Genomic DNA, 25,684 nt, shown 5'->3' with positions numbered 1-25,684 from the left:
TCCCTCGTGGGGCCCCCTGGAGCCGGGGTACGCATCCGTACGGGTTCTTCACCGTCCGGAGCCGCGGCCCACGAGGTGGAGGAAGCGCTCGGACAGGCCGTGCAGCCAGGCGGCGCGTTCCGTGGCGATCTCCTTCAGCCGCGCGTCGTCGCTGCGGGCGACGAGATGGCCCATGTAACGCTCGTTGAACCGGGCGTACTCCTGGTGCAGGGTGCGCAGCGCCCGCGTCACGTCCGGGCGGCGGGCGTCGGCGAGGCGCGCGAGTGAGGGGACGTGCTGCTTCCAGCGGCCTTCGACGGCGTCGCGGAGCAGGCCGTCGAGCTCGCCGGCCCAGCCGATGACGCGCAGCAGCTCGTCCGGTGGGAGGCCGAGTGCGTCCGCGAGGACCAGGGTCTGCCGGTCGGTGCCGTGCCAGCGGTGCTCGTTCTCGGCACGGACGTACGCGTGGACGTCCAGGCCGATCCGCCGGGCCAGGCGCTCGGCGGTGAACCGGCGGGCCAGTCGGTGCTCGCGCAGCGACCTCGGCGTGAGGTCCATGAGGACGGGGACCGGGCACCACAGCGCGTCGGACAGCGCGAAGAGTTCGGCCTCGGAGGGCACCGCCGCCCCCGTCTCCCAGCAACCGAGTGCCGCGGTCGAGCACCGCACGCCCAACTGCGCCATGGCGGTGACGACTTGTTCGGAGGTCAGGCCGATGCGGAGACGGGCGGCCCGGGCCTGGGCGGGAGAGAACGGGGGGTGGGACACGTGCGGATCACCTCGGTGGTGCCCTCGGGGGCGGCGGGCTCCGGGAAGCGGGGCGGGGTCAGCGGGCCGTGGCGGTCCGGGGGCCCGCTCCCTCGTCGTGCGCGGTCAGTCCGTCCCAGTCGATGACCTCCCGCTGACGGCGGCTCGCCGTGACGTGGAAGAACAGGTTCAGCAGGACGGCCGACAGCGTGCCGAGGGTGATCCCGCTGCCGAGGACGGCCCTCGCCTCGGTCGGCAGGCGCTCGAAGAACGGCGCGACGGCGGTCGGGAGCATCGCGGCTCCCAGGCTGACGGCGAGGATGATCGCGTTGCGTTCCTCCCTCAGGTCGACCTTGGCGAGGATCTGGATGCCGACGGTCGCGACCATGCCGAACATCGCGACGGCCGCCGCACCGAGCACCGGGTGGGGGACGGAGGCGACCACCGCGCCGGCCTTGGGCACGAGGCCGACGCCGATCATGAAGAAGCCCGCGGCGACCACGACGAAGCGGCTGGTGACACGGGAGATGCGGACCAGGCCGATGTTCTCCGCGAACGCCACGTACGGGAAGGAGTTGAGCACCCCGCCGAGGACGGTGGCGACGCCGTCGGCCCGGAGCGCGCGGCTGACGGTGTCGCCGTCGACCTGGCGTCCGGTGATCTCGCCCATGGCGTACACGTCGCCCGTCGTCTCCACCATGGTGATGAGCATGACGACGACCATCGCCAGCATGGGGAGGGCGGAGAAGTGCGGCAGCCCGTAGTGGAAGGGCGTGCTGACGCCCAGCCAGTCGGCCTGGTCGACCGTCCCGAACTCCGCGTCGCCGAGCAGCCAGGCCACGGCGGTGCCTCCGACGAGTCCGAGCAGGACCGCGATGCTGCGCAGGAAGGGCCCCCCGAACCGCACCACCAGCAGGATGAACAGGAGGGTGCCGCCCGCGTACGCGAGAGGGGCGGGGGCTCCGTAGCCGGGGGTGCCGATGAGCGCCGCGCCGCCGCCGACGTCCTGGAGCGCCACCGGGACGAGGACGATGCCGATGACCGTGAGGAGGGTGCCCGTGACGATCGGCGGGAAGTACGCGGTCAGCCGGCCGGCGAAGGGGGCGAAGAGGAAGGTGGCGACTCCGCCGGTGATGACGGCGCCGTAGACGACGAGCAGGCCGGCGGTGCCTCCGCCCGCGCCCTGGCCGATGGCGATCATCGGTGAGACGGCCGTGAAGGTCGCGCCCTGGACGAGCGGCAGCCGGGCTCCGATCCGCCAGAATCCCCAGGCCTGGATGAGGGTGGCGATGCCGGCGGTGACCAGGTCGGCGTTGACGAGGTAGACGAGCTCCTGCCGCGAGAGGCCGAGGCTGCTGCCGAGGATCACGGGGACGAGCACCGCGCCCGCGTAGAAGGCCAGGACGTGCTGGAATCCGTAGAGCGCGAGGGTGGGGAGCGGGAGGACCTCGTCCACCGGGTGCACGGTGGTGGGGGTTCGCCGGCGCGAGGACAGTGGTGCCATCTCTGCCTTGCCTTGGGGGTAGGTGAATGAGAGGGAGCGCGACGCCGGGACGCCGACGGAGCGGGGCTTCGGGTCGCATGGGGGCCTCGGGGATTCGTCCGGGGTGACCGCGCGGATCTGGCGGTTCCACCGGCGCGGGCACGGGATTGCCGATGCGCTGCCGGGTGTCCGGGGACGGAGGCATGAGGGGGCCTGGGCGAGCGGCCCGGGCCGGTGACAGATCCTTCCGGACCGGCCGTGCTTCCCGCAAGGCTTGGTGCCGCACTTCTTGAAGCAAAACCCCTTGGTAACTTACGAATCGATGGTCGATCGGAATCCCTGCTGCGGATTTCGTTGCCGCGCTTGACGGAACATCAGGTCCCGATTCGCGCCCGACCTCGACCACCCGGGGCCTTGACGCCGATCGCGGTGCCTCACATACTGACGGCCAAATCGATTTGGCCACTCGCTTTGGCTCCCCGTCCAGGGCCGGAACGCGGCTGAACCCGTACGTGTCGAACGCCGATCGGAGCTCGAACGTGTCCAGTCCTCGCCCCACCCTTCCCGCTGCGCACCAGCCACCCGCACCCGAGCCCGCCCCGCCCTCCCCCGTCCACCCCGTCGACGAGCGGCGCCCCCTGGGCCGCATCCTCCTCTTCGGGATCCAGCACGTGCTCGTCATGGCCGCCACACCGATCTCGGCCGTCTTCCTGATGAGCGCCACCCTCGGCCTCGGTCACGACCTGACCGTCAAGCTGCTCTCCGCGGCCTTCGTCCTCTCCGGCGCCGGCTCCCTGATCCAGTCGCTCGGCCCGTGGAAGTTCGGCCCCCGGCTGCCCTTCGTGATGCTGCCCGGCGGCGCGCCGCTCGTGCTCTTCCTCTCCATCGCCGAACAGCACGGTCTGCGCACCGCCGCCGGCGCGGTGATCCTGACCGCCGTCCTCACCTTCGTCGTGCTGCCGCTCTTCTCCCGGATGCTGGCGTTCTTCCCGGCCCTGGTGATCGGCACGATGATCGTCATCGTCGGCGTCAACCTGGTGAAGGTCGGTGCGGTCCTCGTGACCGGACGCCCGGGGTCACCCGGCTTCGCCGAACCGTCGAACCTGGCCCTCGGCCTGGCGACGATCGGCTTCACCGTGGTCTTCTACCTGCTGTTCACCGGTGTCCTGCGGCAACTCGCCGTCATGCTGGGGCTCCTCGCCGGCACCCTGCTGGCCGCCGTCCTCGGCCACCTGGACCTCGGCCGCGCGGCCGAGGGGGGTCTGGTCAGCCTGCCGCAGGTGATGCCTTTCGGCTCGCCCCGATTCGACCTCCTGGCCGCGCTGCCCCTGATGCTCTACAGCCTCGCCTCGATGGCGGAGGCCACCGGCCAGACCGTGGTCAACGCCGAGGCCGTCGGCAAGGAGATCGACCGGCGCACCGCCGTCCCGGCGACCGTCCGCGGTGACGCGCTCACCTCCCTCTTCGGCGGCTTCCTCGGGCTGCCGCTGATGGTCACGAGCGGCGAGAACATCGGCATCGTCCGGGTCACCGGCGTCCGCAGCCGTTACGTCACCGCGGCGGCCGGCGCGGTCCTCGTCCTCATCGGCTTCCTCGCCCCCGTGACCCGCGCGATCAGCGTCGTCCCGTCGGCGGTCATCGGCGGCACCGCCATGGTCGTGTTCGCGGTCATCACCGTGCTCGGCGTGCAGATGCTCGGGCGCTCCGACCTCGACAAGCACACCAACACGTTCGTCTGCGCCGTCGCCCTCGCCCTCGGGCTCCTTCCCATCCTCGTCCCGGGCGTGTACGCGGGCTTCCCGCCCAACCTCCGCATCCTCCTCGAAAGCGGCGTCGCCGTGGGCGCGTTCGTCGCCGCCGTGCTCAACATCCTCTTCCACCACCTGAGGCCGGGCGTCGCCGCCCGCCTGGCCACCAGCCGTACGGAAAGCGACCGATGAACCAGCTCACCCGCGAACTGCTCGACTCCCCCGGCCCTTTCCTGCTCGAACCGGACGCCGTCCTGCTGCCCACGGGTCCCGCCGACGGGTACGCCGTCGTCGTCGCCGACGGCTCGTTCCGGGCCGTCGGCCCGGCGGAGGAGGTCCGGCGCGCCCATCCGCACCTGGCAGGCGTGCGGCTGTCCGGTCACCTGCTGATGCCCGGCTTCGTCGACGCCCACCACCACCTCACACAGAGCTTCGGCTCCGCGCTCGCCTTCGGGGAGCCGTCGGAGATCTTCCGGCGGGTCTGGGTACCGCTCGAAGGCGCGCTCGACGAGGAATCGGCCTACATCGCGGCCAAGTTGGCGGCCCTCGAAGCGCTGCGCGGCGGCTTCACCACCGTCGCCGACGCCGGCACCCGCGCCGCCGTGGACGTCGACGTCGTCGCCGCGGCGGCACGTGACGCGGGGATCCGCTGCGTCCTCGGCCTCGTCTGCAACGACGCCGACCCCGGCCAGGACGCCGCTGACGCCTCCGGCGGAGCGGGCGGCGCCGTCCTCGCCCGCGCGGAACGGCACCTCGCCCGGTACGCGGGCGACCCGCTCGTCCATCCCTCCCTCGCCGTCTCCATTCCCGAGGCGGCGAGCTCCGCGACCCTGCGGCGCGTCGCCCGGCTCGCCGCGGAAGCGGGAGCCACGGTGCAGATCCACGTCAACGAACACCTGGCCGGGGTCGAGCGCTCCCTGCTCCGGCACGGCCTGCGCCCCCTGGAACACCTGCACCACATCGGCGCGTTGGGCCCGCACCTGCTCGCCGCCCACGCCACCCTCCTGACGCCGCGCGAACTGACGCTGCTCGCCGACACCGGAAGCGCCGTCAGCTACAACCCGGTGGCCAGCGCCTGGAAGGGCAACGCCGTCGCTCCCGCCCTCGCCATGGCCGAGCGCGGCATCCGCTTCGGCCTCGGCACCGACGGCACCCGGGGGGACGGCTTCCGCCTCGCCGAGGCCGCCGAGTTCGCCCAGCGGATCGCGTACGGCCTGGCCACCGGAGACTCCTCGTGCGGAGCCGGGTGGACCTGGCTGGAGCACGGCACCCGCGGGAGCGCCGACGCCGTCGGCCTGCGTGCCCGGACCGGGACCGTCGCCGAGGGCCTGGCGGCCGACTTCCTCCTGGTCGACGTCACCAACCCCGAACTGGCGCTCTCCTGGGACCTGCCCTGGGAGCTCGTGCGGCGCGGCAACCGGGACCAGATCACCGCCGTGTTCGTCGACGGCCGGATGCGCATGTGGCGCGGCCTGCCCACCGGCTGGGACGGCCCGGCGCTGGTCCGGCGGGCGGCCGACCTGGCGCGCGCCTCCGTGGCACGCGCACCGATCACCCGCGCGCACCCCACGTCCGCGGCGGCCCGCGAACGGAGCCTCGCCCCGTGAGCACGCTGACACTGGCCGCCCTCGCCCTCACCGTGGCCGTCGCCGCGTTCGTCCAGGGCAGCAGCGGACTCGGCTTCGCCCTGATCGTCGCGCCCGTGGCGGGGATCCTGGACCCGGGTCTGCTGCCCGGCTTCGTGCTGGCGGCGATGATCCCGCTGAACCTGTACGTCGCCTGGCGCGAGCGGGCCTCGCTCGATCTGCGCGGGGCCGGCTGGATCACCGCCGCGCGGCTCGCCGCCACGCCGGGCGGGCTCGCGCTGCTCTGGCTGATACCGGACCGCAGCCTCGGCCTCTTCGTGGGCATCGCCACCGTTCTCGCGGCGGTGGTGAGCCTCGTCTCGCCCGCGTTCGCCCCCGGCCGGGCCGCCTACCTGGGCGCGGGCGCCGTCACCGGGCTCACCGAGACGGCCACCGGTGTCGGCGGACCTCCGCTCGCCCTGGTGTACCAGCACCGGCCGCCGGCCGAGCTGCGCTCCACCGTCGCCGTCTGCTTCCTCGTCGGCGAGATCGCCTCACTGGCACTGCTGTTCGCCACCGGCAAGGGGCATCCGGAAGACCTGGGACGTGCGGCGGCCCTGCTGCCGGCGATCGCGGCCGGCGCGTGGGCGAGCCGCCTGGTGCGCCACCGGATGAACGCGTCACGGACGCGGGTGTTCGTGCTGGTGTTCGCGCTGCTCTCCGGTCTCGTCCTCATGCTCGGGACGTGACCCGCAGCGAGGACGCCCGCGGGATCACCTGGGGATCGGGCGACGTGACCACCGCGTCGGTGGTCACGCCGTCGCGCAGCCGCCCCAGGAGCAGCTCGACCGCGTCGGAGGCGGCCCGGTCGAGATGGAGGTCGACGGCCGTGAGCGGCGGCTCGCACGTACGGGCGCGCAGTCCGTCGTAGCGGGTGACGACCATGACGTCGTCGGGTATGGCCCGTCCGCTGTCCTTGATCGCCCGGACCGCCCCCACCGCGAAGGCGTCCACCAGCGCGCACACGGCGTCGACGCCGGGGTGCCGGGCGAGCAGCTCCGCACAGGCGGTGTAACCGGCCTCTTCGCCGCCCTCCTCCAAGGCGGTCACCACGATCGGCGGCAGGCCGTGCTCCACGCAGACCCGCTCGTACGCGGCGCGTGCGTCGACCGCCGCGTGCCGCTCCCCTGATCCGACGATCAGCGCCGGCCGTTCGGCTCCCTGCTCGCGCAGGTGGGCGAGCAGCAGCTCGGCGACGAGCCCGCCGCGCAGGTCGACGTACGGCGCCGGCTCGTCCGGGGAGACGGGGCGGCCGAGCGCCACGTACGGCAGGCCGCGGTCCTTCAGCTGGGCCACGGCCACGTCGTTCACCTCGGGCTCCACCACGATCGCTCCGTCGACGTCGACGGAGTGCAGCCCCGAACCGGAGCGCACGGGAGGGACGAGCACGAGGGCGTACCCGTGCAGCAGCGCACTCTCGGCGGCGGCCGCCGCGATCTCCATGTAGAAGCCGAGCCGGGAGGGCCCCGCGGCCACCGCGAAGGGCATGGACGAGGCGAGGGCGATGGCCTTGGCCTCGCCGCGCCGCAGCCGCTGGGCGCGCAGGTTCGGCCGGTAGCCCAGCTCGGTGGCGACCTGCTTGATGCGCTCCCGGGTCCGGGGGTCGACCTTTCCGATCCCGTTGAGGGCGTGCGACACGGTGGTACGCGAGACTCCGGCGACCCGCGCGACGTCGGCGATCGTCGGTGGTCTGGAGCCGGCCCCGTTACTGGGCATCTCCGTCGCTCCTCACGAGCTCGGGAACAGATGACGCCCCATCTTCGCCGATCATCGCCGGTCTGCGCCGCGGGGGTGGCGGCTCCGGCGTCGGCGGGGCCCCACGGTCAGGGGGAGGTGGAGGAGACGACGTAGACGCGGGGGAAGGCCGGGTCCGTCAGGTCGACCGTGATGTCGCTGGTGGGGCGGGGCTCCTCCCGGTCGACGCTGGTGCCGGACCAGCCGCGGTCGGGGCGGAAGTCCCACCCGACGATCTCGGCGTCGCGCGTGCCGACGGTGAGGTCGCCGGGCGTGAGGGCGGCCCGGCTGGTGCCGCTGTCGTGGAGGTAGGCGTCCAGGCCGGCCGCCGTGGTCGTGAACTGCACGTAGAGCCGGCTGGTCTTCCAGTTGCTGGTCTCGTAGTAGGAGACGTTCCAGGCGTCCGAGGGGATCGGGATCTCGAAGACCCGGCGCTTCATCTGGGAGGGCCAGTTGTCCTGCAGGCCGCTGGCCGAGGACTCGCGCTCCTTGTCGATGCCGCTGTCACGGCTCTGACCCGCGGAGATCACCAGATAGCCGGCGGGGACGCCGACGAGCAGCACGATGGTGAGCAGGGTGAGGAAGCGGCGGCGCAGCATGTGCCGCCGGTCCTCGGGAAGCCTGCCCTCGGGGGTGCCGGGGTACTCCGGGGAGCCGGTGGGGCGGGGCAGGGTGGGCGTGGTCATGACGTCGGTTCCTGGGGGGTGGTGCGGGCGCTGCGGTCGACGGCGCCGCCGCGCAGCGCCTGGGCGTAGCGCCCGTACCGCTCGTAGCGTTCGACGCGGCGCCGGTTGGCCCGGCGGAAGCGGCGGGCGACCAGCCGGGAGAGGTCTGCGGCGCCGACCATGCCGGCCTCGGGGCCGAGCTGGGCGCGGGCGATGCGGGCCTCGGGGCGGTAGCCGCGGCCGGTGAGGTGGCGGCGGAAGGCGTCCCGGGCAGGCCCGATGAGCAGGTCGTCTGCGGCGGAGACGCCGCCGCCGATGACGAAGCAGGAGGGGTCGAGGGCGGCGGCGAGGTTGGCGAGGCCGACACCGAGCCACTGGCCGATGTCCTGCAGCAGCTCGACGCACATGGCGTCGCCCTCGCGGGCGAGCTCGGTGATGAGCGGGCCGGTGATCTCCGGGACGTTGCCCTTGACCCTCTCGATGATCGCGTGGGCGACCGGGGAGTCGGCGGCGGCGAGCTCACGGGCCTCGCGGACGAGGGCGTTGCCGGAGCTGTACTGCTCCCAGCAGCCGCGGTTGCCGCAGGGGCAGCGGTGCCCGCCGGGGACGACCTGCATATGGCCGAACTCGCCGGCGACCCCGTACTTGCCGCGCTTGACCTGGCCGTCCTCCAGGATGGCGCCGCCGATTCCGGTGCCGAGGGTGATCATCACGAGGTGGTCCTCGCCGCGTCCGGCGCCGAAGCGCCATTCGGCCCAGGCGGCGGTGTTGGCGTCGTTGTCCACCATGACGGGGACGGCGAGCCGGTCCTGGAGGGCGTCGCGCAGCGGTTCGTTGCGCCAGGCGAGGTGGGGGGCGAAGAGCACCCGGGCGCGGTCGGCGTCGACCCAGCCGGCCGCGCCGATGCCGACGGCGTGCACGTCGTGCCGGTCGGAGAGGTCCAGCACCAGTTCGACGATGGTGTCCTCGACGACCTTGGGGCTCTTGGACTTGTCGGGGGTCTCGGTACGGACCTTCTCCAGGATGTTGCCGTCCGCGTCGACGACGCCGGCCATCACCTTCGTACCGCCGATGTCGATGCCCACGGTCGGCACCCGGGGCGCCGTCAGGTGCGAGCGCCGCTCCCGGGTGCCGACGGTCCGCAGGACCGTACCGCGAGCCGAGCCACTGGGGGTCCCCCCTGCTCGGAGAGCTCGGGCGAGCGTGAGGTCTCGGTAGGTACTCATCGTGTCGATTCTGCCAGGTGCGGCGTGAGGGGCGCGTGACCAAAGCGCCTACGGACCCGGCTCTCGTTCGAGCTCGTGCCTCAGGTCCTCCAGCTCGCTGCCACCGGCCATCTGGCGGGTCAACTCGTCCAGGCTGATGGATCCCTTGGTGTGGCTGCCAGCCATGACACCGCGCTTGAGCAGCACGAAACGATCACCGACGAGGTAGGCGTGGTGCGGGTTATGGGTGATGAGGACCACTCCGAGGCCCTGGTCACGTGCGGCTGCCACGTACTTGAGGACCACGCCCGACTGCTTCACGCCGAGCGCGGCGGTCGGCTCGTCGAGGACGAGGACCTTGGCGCCGAAGTGGACGGCGCGGGCGATGGCCACGCACTGGCGCTCACCGCCGGACAGGGTGCCGATCGGCTGGTCGACGTCGCGCAGGTCGATGCCCATGCGCAGCAGGGCGGTCCGGGTGGTCTCGCGCATCAGGCCGACGTCGAGCCGCTTGAAGGGGCCCTTGCCGCGGGTGGGCTCGGAGCCGAGGAAGAAGTTCCGCCACACCGGCATCAGGGGGACGACGGCGAGGTCCTGGTAGACGGTGGCGATGCCCCGGTCGAGGGCGTCGCGCGGATTGGCGAGGTTCACCTCCTCGCCCTCGATGCTGAAGGTGCCGGCGTCGTGCCGGTGCAGACCGGCGACGATCTTGATGAGGGTGGACTTGCCGGCGCCGTTGTCGCCCAGGACGCAGGTGATCTCCCCGGCGTCCACCCTCAGGGAGACCCCTTCGAGGGCTCGGATGTTCCCGTAGTACTTGCTGACGTCGTCGAGCTCGACGAGCGGGGTCGCGGTCTTCGTCGCCGTGGTCACTTGGTGGCCTCCACGCGCTTGCGGATCCAGGCGTTCAGGAGCGTGGCGAGCAGCAGCATCGCGCCGAGGAAGAACTTGAACCAGTCGGGGTTCCACTCGGCGTAGACGATGCCCTTGCCGGTCATGCCGAAGATGAAGGCGCCCACGGCGGAGCCGACGGCGGAGCCGTAGCCGCCGGTGATCAGGCAGCCGCCGATGACGGCCGCGATGATGTAGATCAGCTCGTTGCCGACGCCCTCGCCGGACTGGACGACGTCGAACGAGAAGAGCAGGTGCTGGCCGGAGATCCAGGCGCAGAAGGCCACGCCCATGTAGAGACCGATCTTGGTCCTGTGGACCGGGACGCCGACCGCGCGGGCGGCGTCGGAGCCGCCGCCGACCGCGAAGATCCAGTTGCCGGAGCGGGTGCGCAGCAGGATCCAGGTCGCGAGGGCGACGAGGCCGAACCACCACAGGATGGTGACCTTGAGCTCGACGCCACCGACGGTCCAGGTGGAGGCGAAGAGCTTGTGGGCGGAGGGGAAGCCCTCCATGTCGGCGATCGACTTGGTCGACACGGTGCCGCTGATCAGCTTGGTGAAGCCCAGGTTCAGGCCGGTCAGCATGAGGAAGGTGCCGAGCGTGATGATGAAGCTGGGCAGCTTGGTGCGGGTCAGCATGAAGCCGTTGAACGCGCCGATGGCGAGGGTGGCGAGCAGCGAGACGCCGACGCCCACCCAGACGTTCGCGGTCATCTGGTAGCTGAACATCGCGGAGATCAGCGCGGAGCTGGTGACCATGACGCCGGCCGACAGGTCGAACTCGCCGCCGATCATCAGCAGCGCGACCGGCACGGCCATGATGCCGATGGTGGAGGCCGCGTAGAGGACCGTGCCGAGGCTGGAGGCGCGCAGGAAGCTGTCGGCGACCACCGAGAAGAAGAGGAAGACGGCGACCGCGCCGACGATCGAGCCGAGCTCGGGGCGGGCGAGCAGCTTCTTCAGCGGCGACGTGCGCAGCAGGCGTTCGTCGACGTGGTCGAGGCCGTCGGACGGTGGGGAGGCGGCACTCATCGGGTACCCCGCTCCGTGTAGCCCTTCAGCGCGGCGGCCTGGTCCTTGGTGATGATCTGCGGGCCGGTGAGGACCGGCTTGCCGCCGCCGAGGACGTCGGCGTTGTACTTGTACAGCCAGAGCAGGTCGACGGCCTCGTAGCCCTGGAGGTAGGGCTGCTGGTCGACGGCGAAGCCGAGGGTGCCCGCCTCCAGCGCGCCGGCGACCTTGGCGTTGAGGTCGAAGGTGTCGACCTCGGCCTTGCTGCCGGCGCTCTTCTTCGCCTGGACGGCGGCGTCCGCGAAGGGCGCGCCGAGGGTCACGACGGCGTCGACGGACGGGTCGGACTGGAGCTTGGCGAGGATGGAGGCCTGGACGTCGGGCATGTTGGTGCCGTCGACGTACAGGTTCTGCAGATCGCCGCCGAAGGTCTTCTTCGCGCCGGCGCAGCGCTGCTCGTGGCCGACGTTGCCCTGCTCGTGCAGGACGCACAGGGCCTTCTTGCGGCCCCGCTTGTCGAGCTCCTCACCGACGGCCTCGCCGGCGACGGTCTCGTCCTGGCCGATGTGGGTGAGGGCACCGAAGGCCTTGGACTGGTCGGCGCCGGAGTTCACCGTGATCACCGGGATGCCGGCCTTCACGGCCTTCTCGACGGCCGTCTTCATCGCATCGGGCTTGGCGAGGGTGACGATGATGCCGTCGACCTTCTTGGCCACGTACGAGTCGATGAGCTGGGCCTGCTGCTGCGCCTCGTCGCTGTGGGCGTAGAGGAAGTTGATGTTGTCCTTGACGGCGGCCTGCTTGGCGCCGTTCTGGACGATGTCCCAGAAGGTGTCGCCGTCACCCGAGTGGGTGATCATGGCGAAGGTCCAGCGGGGGGTGTCGACCGCCGCCCGCCCCTGGGCCGCGGCCGCCTTGCGGGCGTCCTCCGCGCGCTTGCCCCCGGTGCTGCTGCATCCCGCGAGCGCGGCGGTCAGCGCCACCGCGAGCACGGCGCCGACGGCCGCGCGCCCTCCTGTAGGAACCCTGGTCACGAGGCCGTGCCCTCCTTTGTGTCCTTCTGCGTGCATTGCAGTATCGGTCATGGGGGTGGCACCGATCTTCAGCGGGGCCCGTGGGGGCCTACCCGCGGGCGAGCAACTGGAACTCGAAGGAGTAGCGGGAGGCCCGGTAGAGGTGGGAGGCGTGCTCCACCGCCCGGCCCCGGGCGTCGAACGTGGTGCGTTCCATCGTCAGCAGCGGGGCCCCCGCGGGCTCGCCGAGGGCCGCCGCCTCGGCGGGGGCGGCGGCCCGGGCGCCGACGGTCTGGCGGGCGCTGTGCAGGGTGGTGCCGGCGGCGCGCAGCAGCCGGTAGAGGCCGGTGGTCTCCAGGCGCCCGGAGTCCGCGTCGAGCAGTCCGGCGGGCAGGTGGTTGCGCAGGTACGCGAGGGGCTCGCCGTGTGCGGAACGCAGCCGCTCCAGGTAGCGCACCTCGCTGCCCTCGGGCAGTCCGAGGGCGGTGGCGACCTCGGCGTCGGCCGGTTCGAGCCGGTCGACGAGGAGCCGGGTGGCCGGCCGCTGTCCCGATGCCTCCAGGTCGTCGTGGAGGCTGCTGAGCTCCAGCGGCCGCCGGACCCTGCTGTGCACCACCTGGGTGCCCACGCCCCGGCGCCGGACGAGCAGCCCCTTGTCGACGAGCGACCGGATGGCCTGTCGCACGGTGGGACGGGAGAGTCCGACGCGGGTGGCGAGGTCGATCTCGTTGCCGAGCAGGCTCCCGGGCGGCAGGGCGCCGTCCTCGATGGCCGCCTCCAGCTGCCGGGCCAGCTGGAAGTACAGCGGCACGGGGCTGCGGCGGTCCACCGACAGCTCGGGGACCGGCGGCTGCGGGGGCGGGGCCTGCGCGGGCACGGTGGGGAGGGTAGCCCCGGGGCCGGGAGACGGGAAGCGGGGACGTCCTGTCGTCCTGACATTCCTTGACACCCGACCCGTTCCGCACCACCTTGGGGCCATGCGGATCGGACTGGTCGGGACGGGACGGATCGGCGCCTTCCACGCGGGGGCGCTCGCGCGGCACCCGGAGGTCGAGGCCCTGGTCCTCGCGGACGCCGACGGGCCGCGGGCCGCCCGGGTGGCGGGCGCGCTGGGCGCGGAGGCGGCACCGACGGTCGACGCGCTGTTCGGGCACGCCCTGGACGCGGTGGTGATCGCCTCGGCGACGGCCGCGCACGCGGAGCTGATCGGGCGGGCCGCGGCGGCCGGGCTGCCGGCGTTCTGCGAGAAGCCGATCGCGCTCGACCTGCCGGGGACCCTCGGGGCGCTGCACGCCGTGGCGGAGGCCGGGACCGAGCTGCAGCTGGGGTTCATGCGCCGGTTCGACGCCGGGTACCGGGCCGCGCGCGCGGCCGTCGCGGAGGGCCGGCTCGGGCGGCTGCACACCGTACGGGCGGCGAGTTCGGATCCGGCGCCGCCGCCCGCCGGGTACCTGCCGCTGTCGGGTGGTCTCTTCCGGGACTGCATGGTGCACGACTTCGACATCGTGCGGTGGGTGACCGGGCGCGAGGTCGTCGAGGTGTACGCGACGGGCTCGGACGCGGGGCCCGCGATGTTCCGGGAGGCCGGTGACGTGGACACGGCCGCCGCCCTGCTGACCCTGGACGACGGCACCCTGGTCACCGCGACCGCGACCCGCTGCAACGGCGCCGGGTACGACGTACGGATGGAGCTGGCCGGGGAGCTCGCGCAGCTCGCCGTCGGCCTGGACGAGCGCACCCCGCTGGAGTCGGTCGAGCCCCTGGGTCCGCCGCCGCCCGGGAAGCCGTGGCCCGGCTTCCTTGAGCGCTTCGGCCCGGCGTACGAGGCGGAGCTGGACGCCTTCGTCGGCCTGGTGCGCGCCGAGCGGGAGAACGCGTGCGACGGCGGCGAGGCGCTGGAGGCGCTGCGGATCGCCGAGGCCTGCGAGTGGTCGCGCCGCGAGCGGCGCCCCGTGCGGCTCGCGGAGGTCCCCGCGGTCTGAGGCCGGCTCCCCCGAGAGGCCCGGACCGCGGGGCGCGGGGTCACCAGACGACGGGAAGCCGCCTCGTGCCCCGGATCAGCATGCCCGAGAGCCACTCCTGGGGGCCTGCCTCGGGGTCGAGTTCCAGCCGCGGGAAGCGGCGGAGAAGTGACTCGATGGCCGTCTTGCCCTCCAGGCGGGCCAGCGGCGCACCCAGGCAGTAGTGGATGCCGTGGCCGAAGGCGAGGTGACCGCGCGGGTCGCGCCGGATGTCGAAGCGGTCGGGTTCGGGGAAGCGGCCGGGGTCGCGGGCCCCGGAGGCGAGGGCGACGAGCACGATCCCGCCCGCGGGGATCTCCGTGCCGCCGAGCACGAACGCCTCCTTGGCGAAGCGGAGCGTGGCGTTCTCGACCGGCCCGTCGTAGCGCAGGCCCTCCTCGATGGCGCCGTCGATCAGCCCGAAGTCGGCACGGAGCGCGGCGAGTTGCTCGGGGTGGTCGAGCAGGGCGCGGACCGTGTTGGCGATCAGGTTGACGGTCGTCTCGTGGCCCGCGATGAGCAGCAGATAGGCGAGGGCGCGCAGTTCGGGCAGCGAGAGCCGGTCGCCGTCCTCGGCGCGGGTCGCGATGAGGGCGGAGAGCAGGTCGTCGGCGGGGCCGTACGCCCGCTTGTCCTCGATGAGTTCGTCGAGATAGGCGCCGAAGGCCACCACGGCGGCCTCCTGTTCGGCCTCGGGACCGGTCGGCGCGACCAGCTCGTTGGACCAGACCCGGAACCGGTCGCGGTCGGCAGCCGGGACGCCGAGCAGTTCGCAGATGACGGTGACGGGCAGCGGGAAGGCGAAGGAGTCGACGAGATCGGCGCGGCCGGCCGGGGCCATCGCGTCGAGGAGTTCGTCGGTGAGCTGCTGGACGCGCGGGCGGAGCGCCTCCACCCGGCGGCCGGTGAACTCGCCCGTGACGAGTTTGCGCAGCCGGGTGTGGTCGGGCGGGTCGACGATGAGCAGGTGGGGCCCGATGATCTCCTCTTCGGGCAGGGGCAGGTCGAAGGCGGAGAAGGACTTCGACAGGCGCTGGTCGGCGAGGGCCGCGCGGCCCTCCTCGTAGCCGACGACCAGCCAGGCCGGCATGCCGTCCGGTGTCACGACCTCGTGCACCGGACCGGCCTCGCGGAGCTTCGCGTAATACGGGTACGGGTCGGCGGTGAAGTCCGCGCCGTACTCCCCCAGATCGATGACGGACATCGGCCCAGGCTACGTGCCGTCCTCTCCCCCGGGGAGGTCGAGCAGGCCCGCGTCGTGGACGAGGAGCGCGATCTGGACACGGTTGTTGAGGTCGAGTTTGGCCAGAATGCGCGAGACATGGGTCTTGACGGTCGGAACGCTCAGGTAGAGGGCGGCGGCGATCTCGGCGTTGGACCGGCCCTCGCCGACGGCCAGGGCGACCTCCCGCTCGCGGTCGGCGAGTTGGGCGAGCCGGGCGCCGGCGGCGGCGCGGCGGGTCGGCGGCTGCGGGGCGGCGGGCCCGAGGGGTCCGGCCTGCTCGGCGACGTGGGTCATGAGCCGGCGGGTGACGGCCGGGGAGAGCACGGGGTCGCCGGCGGCCACCCGGCGCACGGCGGCGACGATCTCCGCGGGCGGGGTGTCCTTGAGGACGAAGCCGGCGGCCCCGGCCCGCAGGGCGCGCAGGACCTGTTCGTCGGCGTGGAAGGTGGTGAGGACGACGACCTCGGGGGCGCCGGGCCGGGCCCGCAGCCGCTCGGTGGCGGTGAGGCCGTCGACCTTCGGCATGCGGATGTCCATGAGGACCACGTCGGGGGCGTGCCGGTCGACGAGCTCGGGGACCTCGCTGCCGTCGGCGCCCTCGCCGACGATCTCGATGTCCTCGGCGCCGCCGAGCATGAGGAAGAGGCCCGCGCGGACCAGGGGGTCGTCGTCGACGACGATCAGCCGGATGGTCATGCGGGCCACGGTAGCCAGGCGTGGAGGGCGAAGCCGCCGTCGGGGGCGGGACCGTGCTCCATCCGGCCACCGGCGAGCGTGGCGCGTTCGGTCAGCCCGATGAGACCCTGCCCGGATCCGGGCACGGGCGGCACGGGCCCGGCGGGGGCGGGATTGCGCACGTCGACGGACAGTCCCTCGCCGGGGCGGCCGCGCAGGGTGAGGGTGACCTCGGCCCCGGGGGCGTGCTTGCGGGCGTTGGTGAGGGCTTCCTGGGCGATCCGGTAGACGGTGCGGCCGGTGGAGGCGGGAACGGCCTCCGGGTCCGTGACGGTGGAGTCGAGGACGACCGTCATCCCGGCCTCGCGGACCTCCGACACCAGGGTGTCGAGGGTCGCGAGAGTGGGCTGGGGACGGTCCTCGGCCCCCTCCCCCGGGGAGCGCAGCACGCCGATGATCTCCCGTAGGTCCTGGAGGGCCTCGTGGGCGCTGTCGCGGATGACGCCGGCGGCACGGGCGACCTGCTCGGGCGGGGCGTCGGGCCGGAACTCCAGGGCACCGGCGTGCACGCTGAGCAGGGTGAGCCGGTGTGCCAGGACGTCGTGCATCTCGCGGGCGATGGCCTCGCGCGCGAGGCGCTGCGCCTGCTCGACACGCAACTCGGCCTCGGCCTCGGCACGCAGGGCCCGGTCGCGCAGCGCCTCGACGAGCTGGCGGCGGGAGCGGACGAGCATGCCCCAGGTCGTGACGAGGAGGATCAGGACGGCACCGAGGGCGATGCCGAGCAGGACGCCGGTGTCGGGGTCGGGGCGGACGAACACCTGGACGGTGGAGGCGGCGATGGCGAGCAGCCCGATCCAGGCGACCTCACGGAAGGGGCGGCGCACGGCGACGCTGAAGAGGGCGGCGAGGAGGGCGCCGCCCGCCGCGGGGGCGACGACGCTGACCACGGAGAGGACGACGGCGAGCCCGGTGGGCCAGCGGCGGCGCAGCCAGAGGGAGCAGACGGCGAGGCCGCCGAGGACCTGGTCGACGAGGGCGATGGCCCCGCTGTTGTACTTCGCGCTGGTCTCGGCGGCGAGCAGGCCGACGAAGGCGGCGAGCAGGAAGAGGACGGTGTCGACCACCCAGTCCCGTACGGTGCGCCGCGGCCGCCCTTCCGGCCGGTCGTGGCCGGTCCGGGCGGCCTCGACGAGGTGGGAGGGGAGCAGCCAGGTGTGCCGCTCCGGGCGGGCCGTGCGTGTCATACGGGAAATGTACGCAGGCGAGCACCGTGGCGCCGGGCCGCAGCGGCCGCCCTGTACCAAAGTCGCGCGGGACGATACTTCGGTCGTACCGGACGGGTGGCGAGGGATACCGGCGGCCGACGCGGGCCGGTCGGCCGGTGGATCATGCTCGGGCCATGAAGCGATTCCTTGAGGTCACGGGCTTTCTGGTGATGGTCTTCGGCGTCTGCGGCGTGATCCGCGAGCTGACCGACGGCTGGTTCAAGCTGATGGGGGTGACCCGTTTCCTGACCGAGGGCGTCCCCTTCCTCCAGGGCCACGAGCTGTTCGCGAACATCGTGATCGCGGCGTTCGGGCTGGTGATCATGGTGGCGTCGGACCGGGTGCGGAGCTGACGGGCGCCAGGGCTCGCGGACGACGGACCGGTCACCCGTCCGCCGTCTCCGTCAGGGCTCGGTGACGTCGCCGGCCGCGGGGCAGGACACGCTCACCCGTCCCGCGCCTCGCGGTCGGCCGCCGTGCGGCCCCAGCTGGTGCCCGCCAGGACGAGGGCCGCGCCCGCGAGGCCCAGGACGCCGGGGCGGTCGCCGGCCAGGGCGATGCCCGCGGCGGCGGCCCAGAGGGGCTCGGTCCCGAGCAGCAGGCTGACCCGGGAGGCGGAGGTGCGGCGGACGGCCCACATCTGCACGAAGAAGGCGAAGAGCGTGCAGAAGACGGAGAGGAAGAGGAGCCCGGCCCACTCGCGCGGCCCGAAGTCCAGCGCCACGGCCCAGGGCGAGGCCCCGGTGCCGGGGGCGGCGGCCAGTACGGCGAAGACGGCGACGGCGGAGCCGAGCTGGACGGTGGTCAGGGAGAGCGAGTCGGCGCTCCGGACCGCCCTGATCCGTGACATCGCGAGGACGTGCACGGTCCGCGCGAGCGCCGCCAGCAGCATGAGCAGGTCGCCGGACGACGGCGCGGTGAAGCCGCCGGACTGCGTCAGCAGGACCACGCCCGTCACGGAGAGCGCGGCGGCGGCCAGGAAGGCACGGGAGGGGCGGACGCCGGTGACGGCGGCCTCGGCGAGCGGCGTGAAGATCATCGTGAGGCTGATGATCAGGCCCGCGTTGGTGGCGGAGGTGTGGACGACCCCGTACGTCTCCAGGAGGAAGATCCCGGCGAGGATCAGACCGAGCAGCCCGGCCCCGCGCCACTGGGCGGCGTCCAGCGCGCGCAGCCGGCGCCATCCGGCGGCGACGAGCACCGGCAGCACCACGGCGAACCGCAGGACCAGGACGGCGAGCACGGTGTGGGCGGTGGTGATGCCCTTCGCCGCGAGGTAGCTGGCGCCCCAGACCACCGCGACGAGCAGGACGGGCAGGTCGGTGAGCCAGGCGCGGCGCGGTGCGCCGAGGGGGACGGGAACGGCGGCGGACGTCATCGGCGAGCGGTCTCCAACTCATACGGCGGGGTGGAGACTTCGGCGGCTCTCACACGGGGGGTGATCACCGTACCGGCAGCGGCCCGTGGCGGCTACACCTTTCTCCCCGGGCAGCGGCCCGGACGCCGCTCCCCCGCCCCGTCCCGCGGAACCCGTCGGCGCTCGCGTCGGCACTCGCGTCGGCCCTCGCGTCGGTGATCGACTCGGCGTCCGATTCCCGCCAGCGCCGGGATCGCTCCGCGCGTTTGATTGAACTCGCAACGACAACCGACGCACGAGGAGTCACGAGATGTCCACCATGAGCGGCAAGGCGGTTCTGGTCACCGGCGGCAGCCGGGGCGTGGGCGCGGCGACGGCCGTCCGTCTCGCCCAGGAGGGCGCGGACGTCGCCTTCACCTACGTCCAGGGAGAGGAGCGGGCCCGTGAGGTCGCCTCACGGATCGAGGCGGCCGGCGGCAAGGCGCTCGCGCTGCGGGCGGACGCCGGGGACGCGGGCGACGCGGCCGGCGCCGTGGACTGGGCGGCCGACGCCCTCGGCCGGCTCGACGTGCTGGTCAACAACGTCGGCGTCGGCGTCCTCGGCCCGCTGGAGTCCCTCCCCCTCGCCGAGGTGGACCGGGTGCTCGCGGTGAACGTCCGCTCGGCCTTCCTGGCCTCGCAGGCGGCGGCCGCGCGGATGGGGACGGGCGGCCGGATCATCACCATCGGCACCTGCATGACCCAGCGGGTGCCGGGTCCGGGCGGCACGCTGTACGCGACGAGCAAGGCCGCGCTGATCGGCCTGACCAAGGCCCTCGCCCGGGAGCTCGGCGGCCGCGGCATCACCGCGAACATCGTCCACCCGGGCCCGACCGACACCGACATGAACCCGGCCGACGGCCCGTACGCGGACGGCCAGGCCCAGATGACGGCCCTCGGCCGTTTCGGCAGCGCCGACGAGGTCGCCTCGATGGTCGCCTTCCTGGCCGGCCCGGGCGCGGCCTATGTGACGGGCGCCGAGTTCGCGGTGGACGGCGGCCACGCCGCGTAGTGCGCGGTGGGCGGCGGCCACGCCGCGTAGTGCGCGGTGGACGGCGGCCACGCCGCGTAGTGCGCGGTGGACGGCGGCCACGCCGCGTAGTCCGGTGTGGAGGCGGCTGTCCCGCGCGCCGCGGAGGGGGCCGGCCCCCGTGGTGCACCGTGGACGACGGCCACCCCGTCTCGTTCACCGTGAACGGCGGGGACCCCATCTCGTTCACCGTGAACGGCGGGGCCACCCCATCTCGTTCACCGTGAACGGCGGGGCCACCCCATCTCGTTCACCGTGAACGGCGGGGCCACCCCATCTCGTTCACCGTGAACGGCGGCCGCGCCGCGACGAGGAAAAGGACGAGGGCGCACCGGTGCTGTCGGGTCGGTGCGCCCTCGTGCGTCGCCGGGTGGGGTGTCGTGCCCACCCGGACGGCGGTGGGTGGCGTCAGCCGCCCAGCTCCTGGTGGCGGGCGGTCAGCCGCGCCGTGCCCGCCTCGGTGAGCGAGCCGAAGAGACGGAGGCGGGAGATGCCGCCGTCGGGGTAGATGTCGATCCGGACCCGGGAGCCGACCGCCGGCGTGTCGAGCACGAAGCGGTGGTTCGTGTCGGGCTGCAGGCGGGTCCGGGGCAGGATCTCGGTCCAGTCCTCGGAGCCCTCGGCGGCCACGGAGAGGGCGGCCCAGCCGGCGCTGTTGCCCTTGAGGTACGCGGTGTCGATCTCGACGGCGCGGATCTCGGACTCGGCGGCGAGGCTGTAGCGGATCCAGTCGTTGCCCTTGTCGCGGCGGCGACGGGTCTCCCAGCCGTCGTCCATCTTGCGCGAGCGGCCGGGCTGGATGGTGTTGGTGGCCGGGGAGTAGAAGCGGTCCGAGGCGTCCTCGACCTGGCCGCCGTTCTCCAGGGCCGCGAGGTCGAAGGTGCCGAGCACGCCGAGCCACCGCGGGTCGGGGGCGACCTCGCCGTGGACGCGCAGCCGGGCGATGCCGCCGTCGGGGTGCTGGTTGACCCGGAGGTGGGTGAAGCGCTGCTCGACGTCGACGGCGAAGCCGTTGGCCGCGTGCCCGCCGATGGCGGTGCGCGGGACGAGGGTCGTCCACTTCACGTCGTCGGCGAGCAGCTCCTCGGGCGAGGGAGAGCCGGCGACGGAGGTGGCCTCGACGGAGACGGCCTGCGGGTAGTTGCCGCGGAAGTGGGCGGTGTCGACGACGATGCCGCGGATCACGCCGGGGGCGCCGAGGCGTACGAGCGCCCAGTCGTGGTCGTCCTCGGTGGGGTGCGGCACAGCGGCGGAGACACCGCGGCGGCGGCGGGTCTCCCAGCCGTCCATGATCTTGCCCTTGTGGCCGAAGTGCTCGGGGTCGAACTCGGCGGCCTCGGGCTTCAGCAGGTTCTCGCGCTCGGCGAAGAACTCGTCGTTGGCGGCGATGACGCCGGCGCCCAGACGCCGGTCGGCGAGGTCCGCGTACTGGGTGAAGGGGAAGTCCGCGGTGCGGTAGTCGGCGTACGGGTCACCGCCGCCGAAGGGGCTGGCGTCGCCGGTGAAGGAGGGTATGCCGGTCACGGGTCAGTTGTTCCTTTCGAGGAGACGGCCGGAGGGCTCGCCGAGGGTGCCGCGGTCGGCGATGCGCTCTCCGCGCAGCCAGGTGGAGGTGACGACGCCGTACAGGGTCTTGCCCGCGTAGGCGGTGACCCGGTTGCGGTGCTGGAGCTCGGCCGGGTCGACGGTGAAGGTGGCGTCCGGGTCGACGACGGCGAAGTCTGCATCGCGGCCGGCCTCGATGGCGCCCTTCCGCGCGAGGCCCGCGAGGCGGGCGGGGCCCTCGGACATCCAGCGGACGACGTCGGTGAGGTCGTAGCCCCGGCGGCGCGCCTCGGTCCAGATGGCGGACAGGCCGAGCTGGAGGGAGGAGATGCCGCCCCAGGCGGACGCGAAGTCCGGGGTCTTGAGGTCGGCGGTGGACGGCGAGTGGTCCGACACGATGCAGTCGATGGTGCCGTCGGCGAGGCCCTGCCAGAGCAGGTCCTGGTTCGCGGCCTCACGGATCGGCGGGCAGCACTTGAACTCGGTCGCGCCGTCCGGCACCTCCTCGGAGGTGAGGGTGAGGAAGTGCGGACAGGACTCGACCGTGATCTGCACGCCGTCCGCCTTGGCGGCGGCGATCAGCGGCAGCGCGTCGGAGGACGACAGGTGCAGCACATGGACGCGGGCACGGAGCCGCCGGGCCTGGTCGATCAGGTTCTGGATGGCGGTGTTCTCGGCGACGCGCGGCCGGGAGGCCAGGAACGCCGCGTACGCGACGGCCTCGCCGTCGGGCATCTGCGGCGCCGCGGCCAGCTCGTGCGGGTCCTCGGCGTGGACGATCATCAGACCGTCGAAGCCGGCGATCTCGGCCAGCGAGGCGGCCAGCTGGTCCTGGTCGAGCTGCGGGAACTCGTCGACGCCGGAGGGTGACAGGAAGCACTTGAAACCGAAGACGCCGGCGTCGTGCAGCGGACGCAGGTCCTTGACGTTGTCGGGGAGCGCGCCGCCCCAGAAGCCGGTGTCGACGTGCGCCTTGGCGCGGGCGACGTCCTGCTTCACGCGCAGGTTCTCGACCGTCGTGGTGGGCGGCAGCGAGTTGAGCGGCATGTCGATCAGGGTCGTGATGCCACCGGCGGCCGCGGCGCGGGTGGCCGTCCAGAAGCCCTCCCACTCGGTGCGGCCGGGGTCGTTCACGTGCACGTGGGTGTCGACGAGTCCGGGCAGGACGACGTCGTCCCCGACGTCCTCCAGCCGGGCACCGGCCGGCACCTCGGCGTCGTACGGCAGCACGGCCGCGATCGTCCCGCCGGAGACGGCGATCGACGCCGCGCGGGTGCCCTCGGGGGTGATGACGCGCGTCGAGCGCAGGACCAGGTTGACGTCCACCCGTACCCCTTCTCTTCCACAACTTCTCGGCGAATCAAAAAATTCAACGAACTGTTGAAGGAGTCTGCGGCCGCGACGACATGTCGTCAAGGGCACGTTTTCAGGATCGCCCGACTCGCCCGGAGTGCGCGAGGGCCGGTTGGACGTTTCCATGAAGTGGAATGAGAATTTCGTACAGTAGAACGTAGCTCTGCACATGCAGGGCCGACCAGGACCGCTCCGGGCAGCCGCCGACATCGGACAAACACCCCCTGACCGGCGCGGACGCCGAGGCCTGGGCCGTGTGCCCGGCCCCACAGCCCGGTAGGCTGCAGCATTGCCCGCCTGCCCCGAAAGGACCGTTGCCGTGCCGACGTCCAGCGCCAGCACCACCGACGCCGCGAAGCCCGCCGCCGCGAGCGGTGGCGTTCAGTCCCTCGAGCGTGCCTTCGACCTCCTGGAGCGGATGGCCGACGCGGGCGGCGAAGTCGGTCTGAGCGAGCTCTCCGCCAGCAGCGGGCTGCCGCTGCCGACCATCCACCGCCTGATGCGCACCCTGGTGGCCTGCGGCTACGTCCGCCAGCAGCCCAACCGCCGGTACGCGCTCGGCCCCCGTCTGATCCGCCTCGGCGAGTCCGCCTCCCGCCTGCTCGGCACCTGGGCCCGGCCGTACCTGGCCCGGCTCGTCGAGGAGACCGGCGAGACGGCGAACATGGCACTGCTCGACGGCGACGAGATCGTGTACGTCGCCCAGGTGCCGTCCAAGCACTCGATGCGCATGTTCACCGAGGTGGGCCGCCGGGTGCTGCCGCACTCGACCGGCGTCGGCAAGGCACTGCTCGCCGATACCCCCGCCGAGGAGGTGCGCGCGCTGCTCGCCCGTACCGGGATGCCCGCCGCGACCGAGAAGACCATCACCACGCCCGAGGGCTTCCTGGACGCGCTGGAGATGGTGCGCGAGACGGGTTACGCCGTCGACGACAACGAGCAGGAGATAGGAGTCCGCTGCCTCGCGGTCCCCGTCCCGAACTCCCCCACCGCCGCGGCGATCTCGATCTCCGGCCCGGCGGGGCGTGTGACCGAGGCGGCGACCGAGCGGATCGTCCCGATCCTCCACCAGGTCGCGGAGGAGCTGTCGGCGGCCCTCGCCAACACGGCGGGCAACGGCCAGGGCTGAAAGGCCCGGCGACGTGAGTGGGGCGTGTGCCGGCGAAAGCCACCACACGCCCCACGTCGTCTTCCGCTTCCGCAGGCCCTACTTCCCGCCCCCTGCCTCCTCGGTGAGCCGGCCGTCCCGGACCGTCACCACGTGTCCCGCCCGTCCCAGATGCGTGCGGTCGTGCGTGACCAGGACAGTCGCCGTGCCCCGTTCCGCCGTCAGGCCGGACAGCAGCTCCATGACCGCGGCGCCGCGCTCGTGGTCCAGCGCGCTGGTCGGCTCGTCGACCAGGAGGACGGACGGCTCGTTCATCAGGGCCCGCGCGATGTTGATCCGCTGCCGCTGACCGCCGGACAGCTGGTGCGGGCGCCGGTGGGCCTGCTCGGCCAGGCCGACCGCGTCGAGCAGCTCCCGCGCCCGCTCCCGGACCTCCCGGCTCTTCAGCCCGGACAGGTGCGCCATCACCTGGAGCTGTTCGAGGGCGGTGAGCGAGGGCAGCAGGTTGGGCTGCTGGAAGACGATGCCGATCCGCTCCCGCCGCAGCCGCGCCTTGTCGGCCGGGGCCAGCGGCGCCGTGTCGGTGCCGGCCACCACGACCCGGCCGCTGTCCGGGGTGACCAGGGTCGCGGCCACGGCCAGGAGGCTGGACTTGCCGGAGCCGGAGGGGCCGACGACGGCCGTGAGGCTGCCGGCCGGGACGGTGAGCGAGACCGCGTCGAGTGCGGTGAGCCGGCCGTCGCCGTCGGGATAGGTGAGGGTCACGTCGTCGAGGACGAGGTCGGCCGATCTCGTCGGGGTCGGAGGGGTCGTCACGGTAGTCGAGGTCATCGGGCGCTCCCCAGCGCGGTCAGGGGGTCGACGGCGGTGATCCGCCGGATGGACAGGGCCGCGCCGAGCACACCGAGCACGATCATCACGGCGGCCGGGCCGAGCACGGTCAGCGGCTGGAGGACGAAGGGCACGTCACCGCCGCTGATCAGCGCGCCGATGCCGGAGGCGAGCCCGGTGCCGAGCAGGGTGCCCGCCCCCAGCATCACGACGGCCTGCCCGAGGGCGTCCTTCAGGAGGTACGGGGTGGACGCGCCGAGGGCCTTCAGGACGGCGACGTCGGCACTGCGCTGGATGGTCCAGACGGTGAAGAAGGCTCCTATGACGAGCGCGGAGATGACGAAGAGGAAGCCGCGCATCAGCTGGAGGGAGCCGTTCTCGGCCTGGTAGGACCCTATGGCGCCGAGCGCCTCGTCGACGGTCTTCGCAGCGGTGCCGGCCGCCTCGTCGCCGGCCGCCCAGTCCACGCCGGAGCCGGAGAGGGCGATGACGGTCGCCTGCTCCTCGGGCGTCGTGCCGCTGTGGCCGAACTTCTGCCAGTCGGCGAGCGAGGTCCAGACGACGGGGGTGTGGCTGTACGAGGCGTCCCCGGCGACGGCGACCACCGTGGCCTCCAGGGTGCCGAGGCGCACGGGGTCCCCGGCGGAGACCCCCAGCTCCTTCGCCGCCGACTCCGAGAGCACCGCCTTGCCCGGCCCGAGCCTGCCGCTCTCCGGTGCGATGCCCGCGCCCGGCTCCGTACCGAAGGCGGAGAGCGCGGCGGTGCGGTCGCCCGCGGTGGCGTTGAGGGTGCGGATGCCGAGCGGCTCGGCCCCCGTCACACCCGGCCGGCCGGCCCAGGAGCGCCACTCGGACCCGGTGACGGTCGAGTTGGTGAAGGAGACCGACTGCCCGTCGGGCGGGGCGGCGAAGGCGAGCCGGTCCGCCGGGAGGCCGGTGATCGCGGAGACGTTCTCCCGGGCGAGCCCGGCGGTCAGCCCCGACAGCAGTCCGACGAGCAGGGTGATCAGCACGATCACCGTACCCATCAAGGTGAATCGCCCCTTGGCGAATCTGAGGTCTCTCCATGCCACGAACATGGCTCCAAGACTGCGCGGCAGGGGCGGCGGCCGGCATCGCGCCACGGATGGCTCCGCAATCAAACTTTCGG

24 protein-coding genes are annotated in these 25,684 nt (G+C 73.1%); 7 read left to right on the top strand and 17 right to left on the bottom strand.

All coding sequences use genetic code 11. From position 1 onward, the window contains the following. Nucleotides 1-48: 48 nt before the first annotated feature. Complete coding sequence (locus ACIRQF_RS33590) at nt 49-747, bottom strand: transcriptional regulator (protein ID WP_404098171.1); 699 nt, start codon at nt 745-747, stop codon at nt 49-51. A gap of 58 nt (nt 748-805) precedes the next feature. Next, nucleotides 806-2,230 (bottom strand): nucleobase:cation symporter-2 family protein, encoded by a 1,425-nt coding sequence (locus ACIRQF_RS33585; RefSeq protein WP_404098169.1) that lies wholly within the window; start codon nt 2,228-2,230, stop codon nt 806-808. A gap of 518 nt (nt 2,231-2,748) precedes the next feature. Here ACIRQF_RS33585 and ACIRQF_RS33580 point away from each other — a divergent pair. From ACIRQF_RS33580 to ACIRQF_RS33570, 3 genes are read left to right on the top strand one after another with little or no spacing between them, the layout of a single operon-like run. Next, nucleotides 2,749-4,149, top strand: coding sequence for a uracil-xanthine permease family protein (locus ACIRQF_RS33580; RefSeq protein ID WP_404098167.1), 1,401 nt, complete (start codon nt 2,749-2,751; stop codon nt 4,147-4,149). Further along, nucleotides 4,146-5,564, top strand: coding sequence for an amidohydrolase family protein (locus ACIRQF_RS33575; protein WP_404098164.1), 1,419 nt, complete (start codon nt 4,146-4,148; stop codon nt 5,562-5,564). The genes ACIRQF_RS33580 and ACIRQF_RS33575 overlap by 4 nt, the downstream gene beginning before the upstream one ends. After that, complete coding sequence (locus ACIRQF_RS33570) at nt 5,561-6,271, top strand: sulfite exporter TauE/SafE family protein (protein ID WP_389752449.1); 711 nt, start codon at nt 5,561-5,563, stop codon at nt 6,269-6,271. Before ACIRQF_RS33575 ends, ACIRQF_RS33570 begins: the two co-directional genes overlap by 4 nt. Here ACIRQF_RS33570 and ACIRQF_RS33565 read toward each other — a convergent pair. The 7 genes from ACIRQF_RS33565 to ACIRQF_RS33535 all read right to left on the bottom strand — a co-directional run bounded on the left by ACIRQF_RS33565 (nt 6,255) and on the right by ACIRQF_RS33535 (nt 12,932). Then, a complete protein-coding gene (locus tag ACIRQF_RS33565; protein ID WP_389752447.1) occupies nt 6,255-7,298 on the bottom strand; it encodes a LacI family DNA-binding transcriptional regulator in 1,044 nt (347 codons plus the stop codon). The two genes, ACIRQF_RS33570 and ACIRQF_RS33565, sit on opposite strands and share 17 nt — an antisense overlap. A 107-nt stretch (nt 7,299-7,405) precedes the next feature. Further along, nucleotides 7,406-8,002 (bottom strand): hypothetical protein, encoded by a 597-nt coding sequence (locus ACIRQF_RS33560; protein WP_376633522.1) that lies wholly within the window; start codon nt 8,000-8,002, stop codon nt 7,406-7,408. Next, nucleotides 7,999-9,207: an ROK family glucokinase gene (locus ACIRQF_RS33555; RefSeq protein WP_376633524.1), complete on the bottom strand. Its 1,209-nt coding sequence runs from the start codon at nt 9,205-9,207 to the stop codon at nt 7,999-8,001. Before ACIRQF_RS33555 ends, ACIRQF_RS33560 begins: the two co-directional genes overlap by 4 nt. A gap of 48 nt (nt 9,208-9,255) precedes the next feature. After that, nucleotides 9,256-10,059: an ATP-binding cassette domain-containing protein gene (locus ACIRQF_RS33550; protein ID WP_382480918.1), complete on the bottom strand. Its 804-nt coding sequence runs from the start codon at nt 10,057-10,059 to the stop codon at nt 9,256-9,258. Continuing rightward, nucleotides 10,056-11,111, bottom strand: coding sequence for an ABC transporter permease (locus ACIRQF_RS33545; RefSeq protein WP_404098159.1), 1,056 nt, complete (start codon nt 11,109-11,111; stop codon nt 10,056-10,058). The genes ACIRQF_RS33550 and ACIRQF_RS33545 overlap by 4 nt, the downstream gene beginning before the upstream one ends. After that, a complete protein-coding gene (locus ACIRQF_RS33540) occupies nt 11,108-12,160 on the bottom strand; it encodes a sugar ABC transporter substrate-binding protein (protein ID WP_404098298.1) in 1,053 nt (350 codons plus the stop codon). The genes ACIRQF_RS33545 and ACIRQF_RS33540 overlap by 4 nt, the downstream gene beginning before the upstream one ends. A gap of 52 nt (nt 12,161-12,212) precedes the next feature. Further along, complete coding sequence (locus tag ACIRQF_RS33535; protein ID WP_376633745.1) at nt 12,213-12,932, bottom strand: GntR family transcriptional regulator; 720 nt, start codon at nt 12,930-12,932, stop codon at nt 12,213-12,215. A 148-nt stretch (nt 12,933-13,080) separates the two neighbouring features. Between ACIRQF_RS33535 and ACIRQF_RS33530 the strand changes: the two genes are divergently transcribed. Then, nucleotides 13,081-14,085, top strand: a complete 1,005-nt coding sequence (locus ACIRQF_RS33530) for a Gfo/Idh/MocA family oxidoreductase (RefSeq protein WP_404098156.1) — start codon at nt 13,081-13,083, stop codon at nt 14,083-14,085. A 40-nt stretch (nt 14,086-14,125) separates the two neighbouring features. Here the strand turns inward: ACIRQF_RS33530 and ACIRQF_RS33525 are convergent, their stop codons facing one another. From ACIRQF_RS33525 to ACIRQF_RS33515, 3 genes are read right to left on the bottom strand one after another with little or no spacing between them, the layout of a single operon-like run. Further along, on the bottom strand, nt 14,126-15,307 hold the full coding sequence (locus ACIRQF_RS33525) for a cytochrome P450 (protein WP_404098153.1): 1,182 nt from the start codon (nt 15,305-15,307) through the stop codon (nt 14,126-14,128). 9 nt (nt 15,308-15,316) lie between these two features. Beyond that, nucleotides 15,317-16,024, bottom strand: coding sequence for a response regulator (locus ACIRQF_RS33520; protein ID WP_389752438.1), 708 nt, complete (start codon nt 16,022-16,024; stop codon nt 15,317-15,319). Beyond that, the gene (locus ACIRQF_RS33515; RefSeq protein WP_404098149.1) at nt 16,021-17,250 is read right to left on the bottom strand and encodes a sensor histidine kinase; all 1,230 of its coding nucleotides are present in this window, start codon (nt 17,248-17,250) and stop codon (nt 16,021-16,023) included. Before ACIRQF_RS33515 ends, ACIRQF_RS33520 begins: the two co-directional genes overlap by 4 nt. Before the next feature lie 155 nt (nt 17,251-17,405). On the opposite strand from ACIRQF_RS33515, the gene ACIRQF_RS33510 reads away from it, so the two are divergent. After that, on the top strand, nt 17,406-17,624 hold the full coding sequence (locus tag ACIRQF_RS33510) for a hypothetical protein (protein ID WP_382480914.1): 219 nt from the start codon (nt 17,406-17,408) through the stop codon (nt 17,622-17,624). A 92-nt stretch (nt 17,625-17,716) separates the two neighbouring features. Here the strand turns inward: ACIRQF_RS33510 and ACIRQF_RS33505 are convergent, their stop codons facing one another. Next, entirely contained in the window at nt 17,717-18,649 is a 933-nt protein-coding gene (locus tag ACIRQF_RS33505; protein ID WP_382480912.1) for a DMT family transporter, read from the bottom strand. 289 nt (nt 18,650-18,938) lie between these two features. On the opposite strand from ACIRQF_RS33505, the gene ACIRQF_RS33500 reads away from it, so the two are divergent. Continuing rightward, entirely contained in the window at nt 18,939-19,679 is a 741-nt protein-coding gene (locus ACIRQF_RS33500; protein WP_382480910.1) for an SDR family oxidoreductase, read from the top strand. Nucleotides 19,680-20,105: 426 nt separating this feature from the next. Here ACIRQF_RS33500 and alc read toward each other — a convergent pair whose 3' ends face one another. After that, nucleotides 20,106-21,221 carry an allantoicase gene (alc, locus tag ACIRQF_RS33495; protein WP_376633545.1) on the bottom strand — a complete coding sequence of 372 codons (1,116 nt, stop codon included), beginning with the start codon at nt 21,219-21,221 and terminating at the stop codon, nt 20,106-20,108. 3 nt (nt 21,222-21,224) lie between these two features. Next, nucleotides 21,225-22,568, bottom strand: coding sequence for an allantoinase AllB (gene allB / locus ACIRQF_RS33490; RefSeq protein WP_404098144.1), 1,344 nt, complete (start codon nt 22,566-22,568; stop codon nt 21,225-21,227). 346 nt (nt 22,569-22,914) lie between these two features. On the opposite strand from allB, the gene ACIRQF_RS33485 reads away from it, so the two are divergent. Further along, a complete protein-coding gene (locus ACIRQF_RS33485) occupies nt 22,915-23,724 on the top strand; it encodes an IclR family transcriptional regulator (RefSeq protein ID WP_376633549.1) in 810 nt (269 codons plus the stop codon). 78 nt (nt 23,725-23,802) lie between these two features. On the opposite strand, the gene ACIRQF_RS33480 is transcribed toward ACIRQF_RS33485, so the two are convergent. After that, nucleotides 23,803-24,534, bottom strand: coding sequence for an ABC transporter ATP-binding protein (locus ACIRQF_RS33480; protein ID WP_404098141.1), 732 nt, complete (start codon nt 24,532-24,534; stop codon nt 23,803-23,805). Beyond that, nucleotides 24,531-25,613, bottom strand: a complete 1,083-nt coding sequence (locus tag ACIRQF_RS33475) for an ABC transporter permease (protein ID WP_404098138.1) — start codon at nt 25,611-25,613, stop codon at nt 24,531-24,533. The genes ACIRQF_RS33480 and ACIRQF_RS33475 overlap by 4 nt, the downstream gene beginning before the upstream one ends. Between the last annotated feature and the right edge of the window lie 71 nt (nt 25,614-25,684).

It is taken from the genome of Streptomyces sp. NPDC101191 (assembly GCF_044767915.1).
GTDB lineage: Bacteria > Actinomycetota > Actinomycetes > Streptomycetales > Streptomycetaceae > Streptomyces.
Note: the sequence above shows the minus strand (reverse complement) of the source record. Positions and strands in the feature narration are given on the sequence as shown.

What these genes read in the sequence shown, in the direction of transcription:
- ACIRQF_RS33585 (WP_404098169.1), bottom strand. Translation starts at nt 2,230, where the DNA reads ATGGCACCACTGTCCTCGCGCCGGCGAACCCCCACCACCGTGCACCCG.
- ACIRQF_RS33575 (WP_404098164.1), top strand. Translation starts at nt 4,146, where the DNA reads ATGAACCAGCTCACCCGCGAACTGCTCGACTCCCCCGGCCCTTTCCTG.
- ACIRQF_RS33565 (WP_389752447.1), bottom strand. Translation starts at nt 7,298, where the DNA reads ATGCCCAGTAACGGGGCCGGCTCCAGACCACCGACGATCGCCGACGTC.
- ACIRQF_RS33560 (WP_376633522.1), bottom strand. Translation starts at nt 8,002, where the DNA reads ATGACCACGCCCACCCTGCCCCGCCCCACCGGCTCCCCGGAGTACCCC.
- ACIRQF_RS33555 (WP_376633524.1), bottom strand. Translation starts at nt 9,207, where the DNA reads ATGAGTACCTACCGAGACCTCACGCTCGCCCGAGCTCTCCGAGCAGGG.
- ACIRQF_RS33545 (WP_404098159.1), bottom strand. Translation starts at nt 11,111, where the DNA reads ATGAGTGCCGCCTCCCCACCGTCCGACGGCCTCGACCACGTCGACGAA.
- ACIRQF_RS33540 (WP_404098298.1), bottom strand. Translation starts at nt 12,160, where the DNA reads ATGCACGCAGAAGGACACAAAGGAGGGCACGGCCTCGTGACCAGGGTT.
- ACIRQF_RS33530 (WP_404098156.1), top strand. Translation starts at nt 13,081, where the DNA reads ATGCGGATCGGACTGGTCGGGACGGGACGGATCGGCGCCTTCCACGCG.
- ACIRQF_RS33525 (WP_404098153.1), bottom strand. Translation starts at nt 15,307, where the DNA reads ATGTCCGTCATCGATCTGGGGGAGTACGGCGCGGACTTCACCGCCGAC.
- ACIRQF_RS33520 (WP_389752438.1), bottom strand. Translation starts at nt 16,024, where the DNA reads ATGACCATCCGGCTGATCGTCGTCGACGACGACCCCCTGGTCCGCGCG.
- ACIRQF_RS33515 (WP_404098149.1), bottom strand. Translation starts at nt 17,250, where the DNA reads ATGACACGCACGGCCCGCCCGGAGCGGCACACCTGGCTGCTCCCCTCC.
- ACIRQF_RS33510 (WP_382480914.1), top strand. Translation starts at nt 17,406, where the DNA reads ATGAAGCGATTCCTTGAGGTCACGGGCTTTCTGGTGATGGTCTTCGGC.
- ACIRQF_RS33505 (WP_382480912.1), bottom strand. Translation starts at nt 18,649, where the DNA reads ATGACGTCCGCCGCCGTTCCCGTCCCCCTCGGCGCACCGCGCCGCGCC.
- ACIRQF_RS33500 (WP_382480910.1), top strand. Translation starts at nt 18,939, where the DNA reads ATGTCCACCATGAGCGGCAAGGCGGTTCTGGTCACCGGCGGCAGCCGG.
- ACIRQF_RS33480 (WP_404098141.1), bottom strand. Translation starts at nt 24,534, where the DNA reads ATGACCTCGACTACCGTGACGACCCCTCCGACCCCGACGAGATCGGCC.
- ACIRQF_RS33475 (WP_404098138.1), bottom strand. Translation starts at nt 25,613, where the DNA reads ATGTTCGTGGCATGGAGAGACCTCAGATTCGCCAAGGGGCGATTCACC.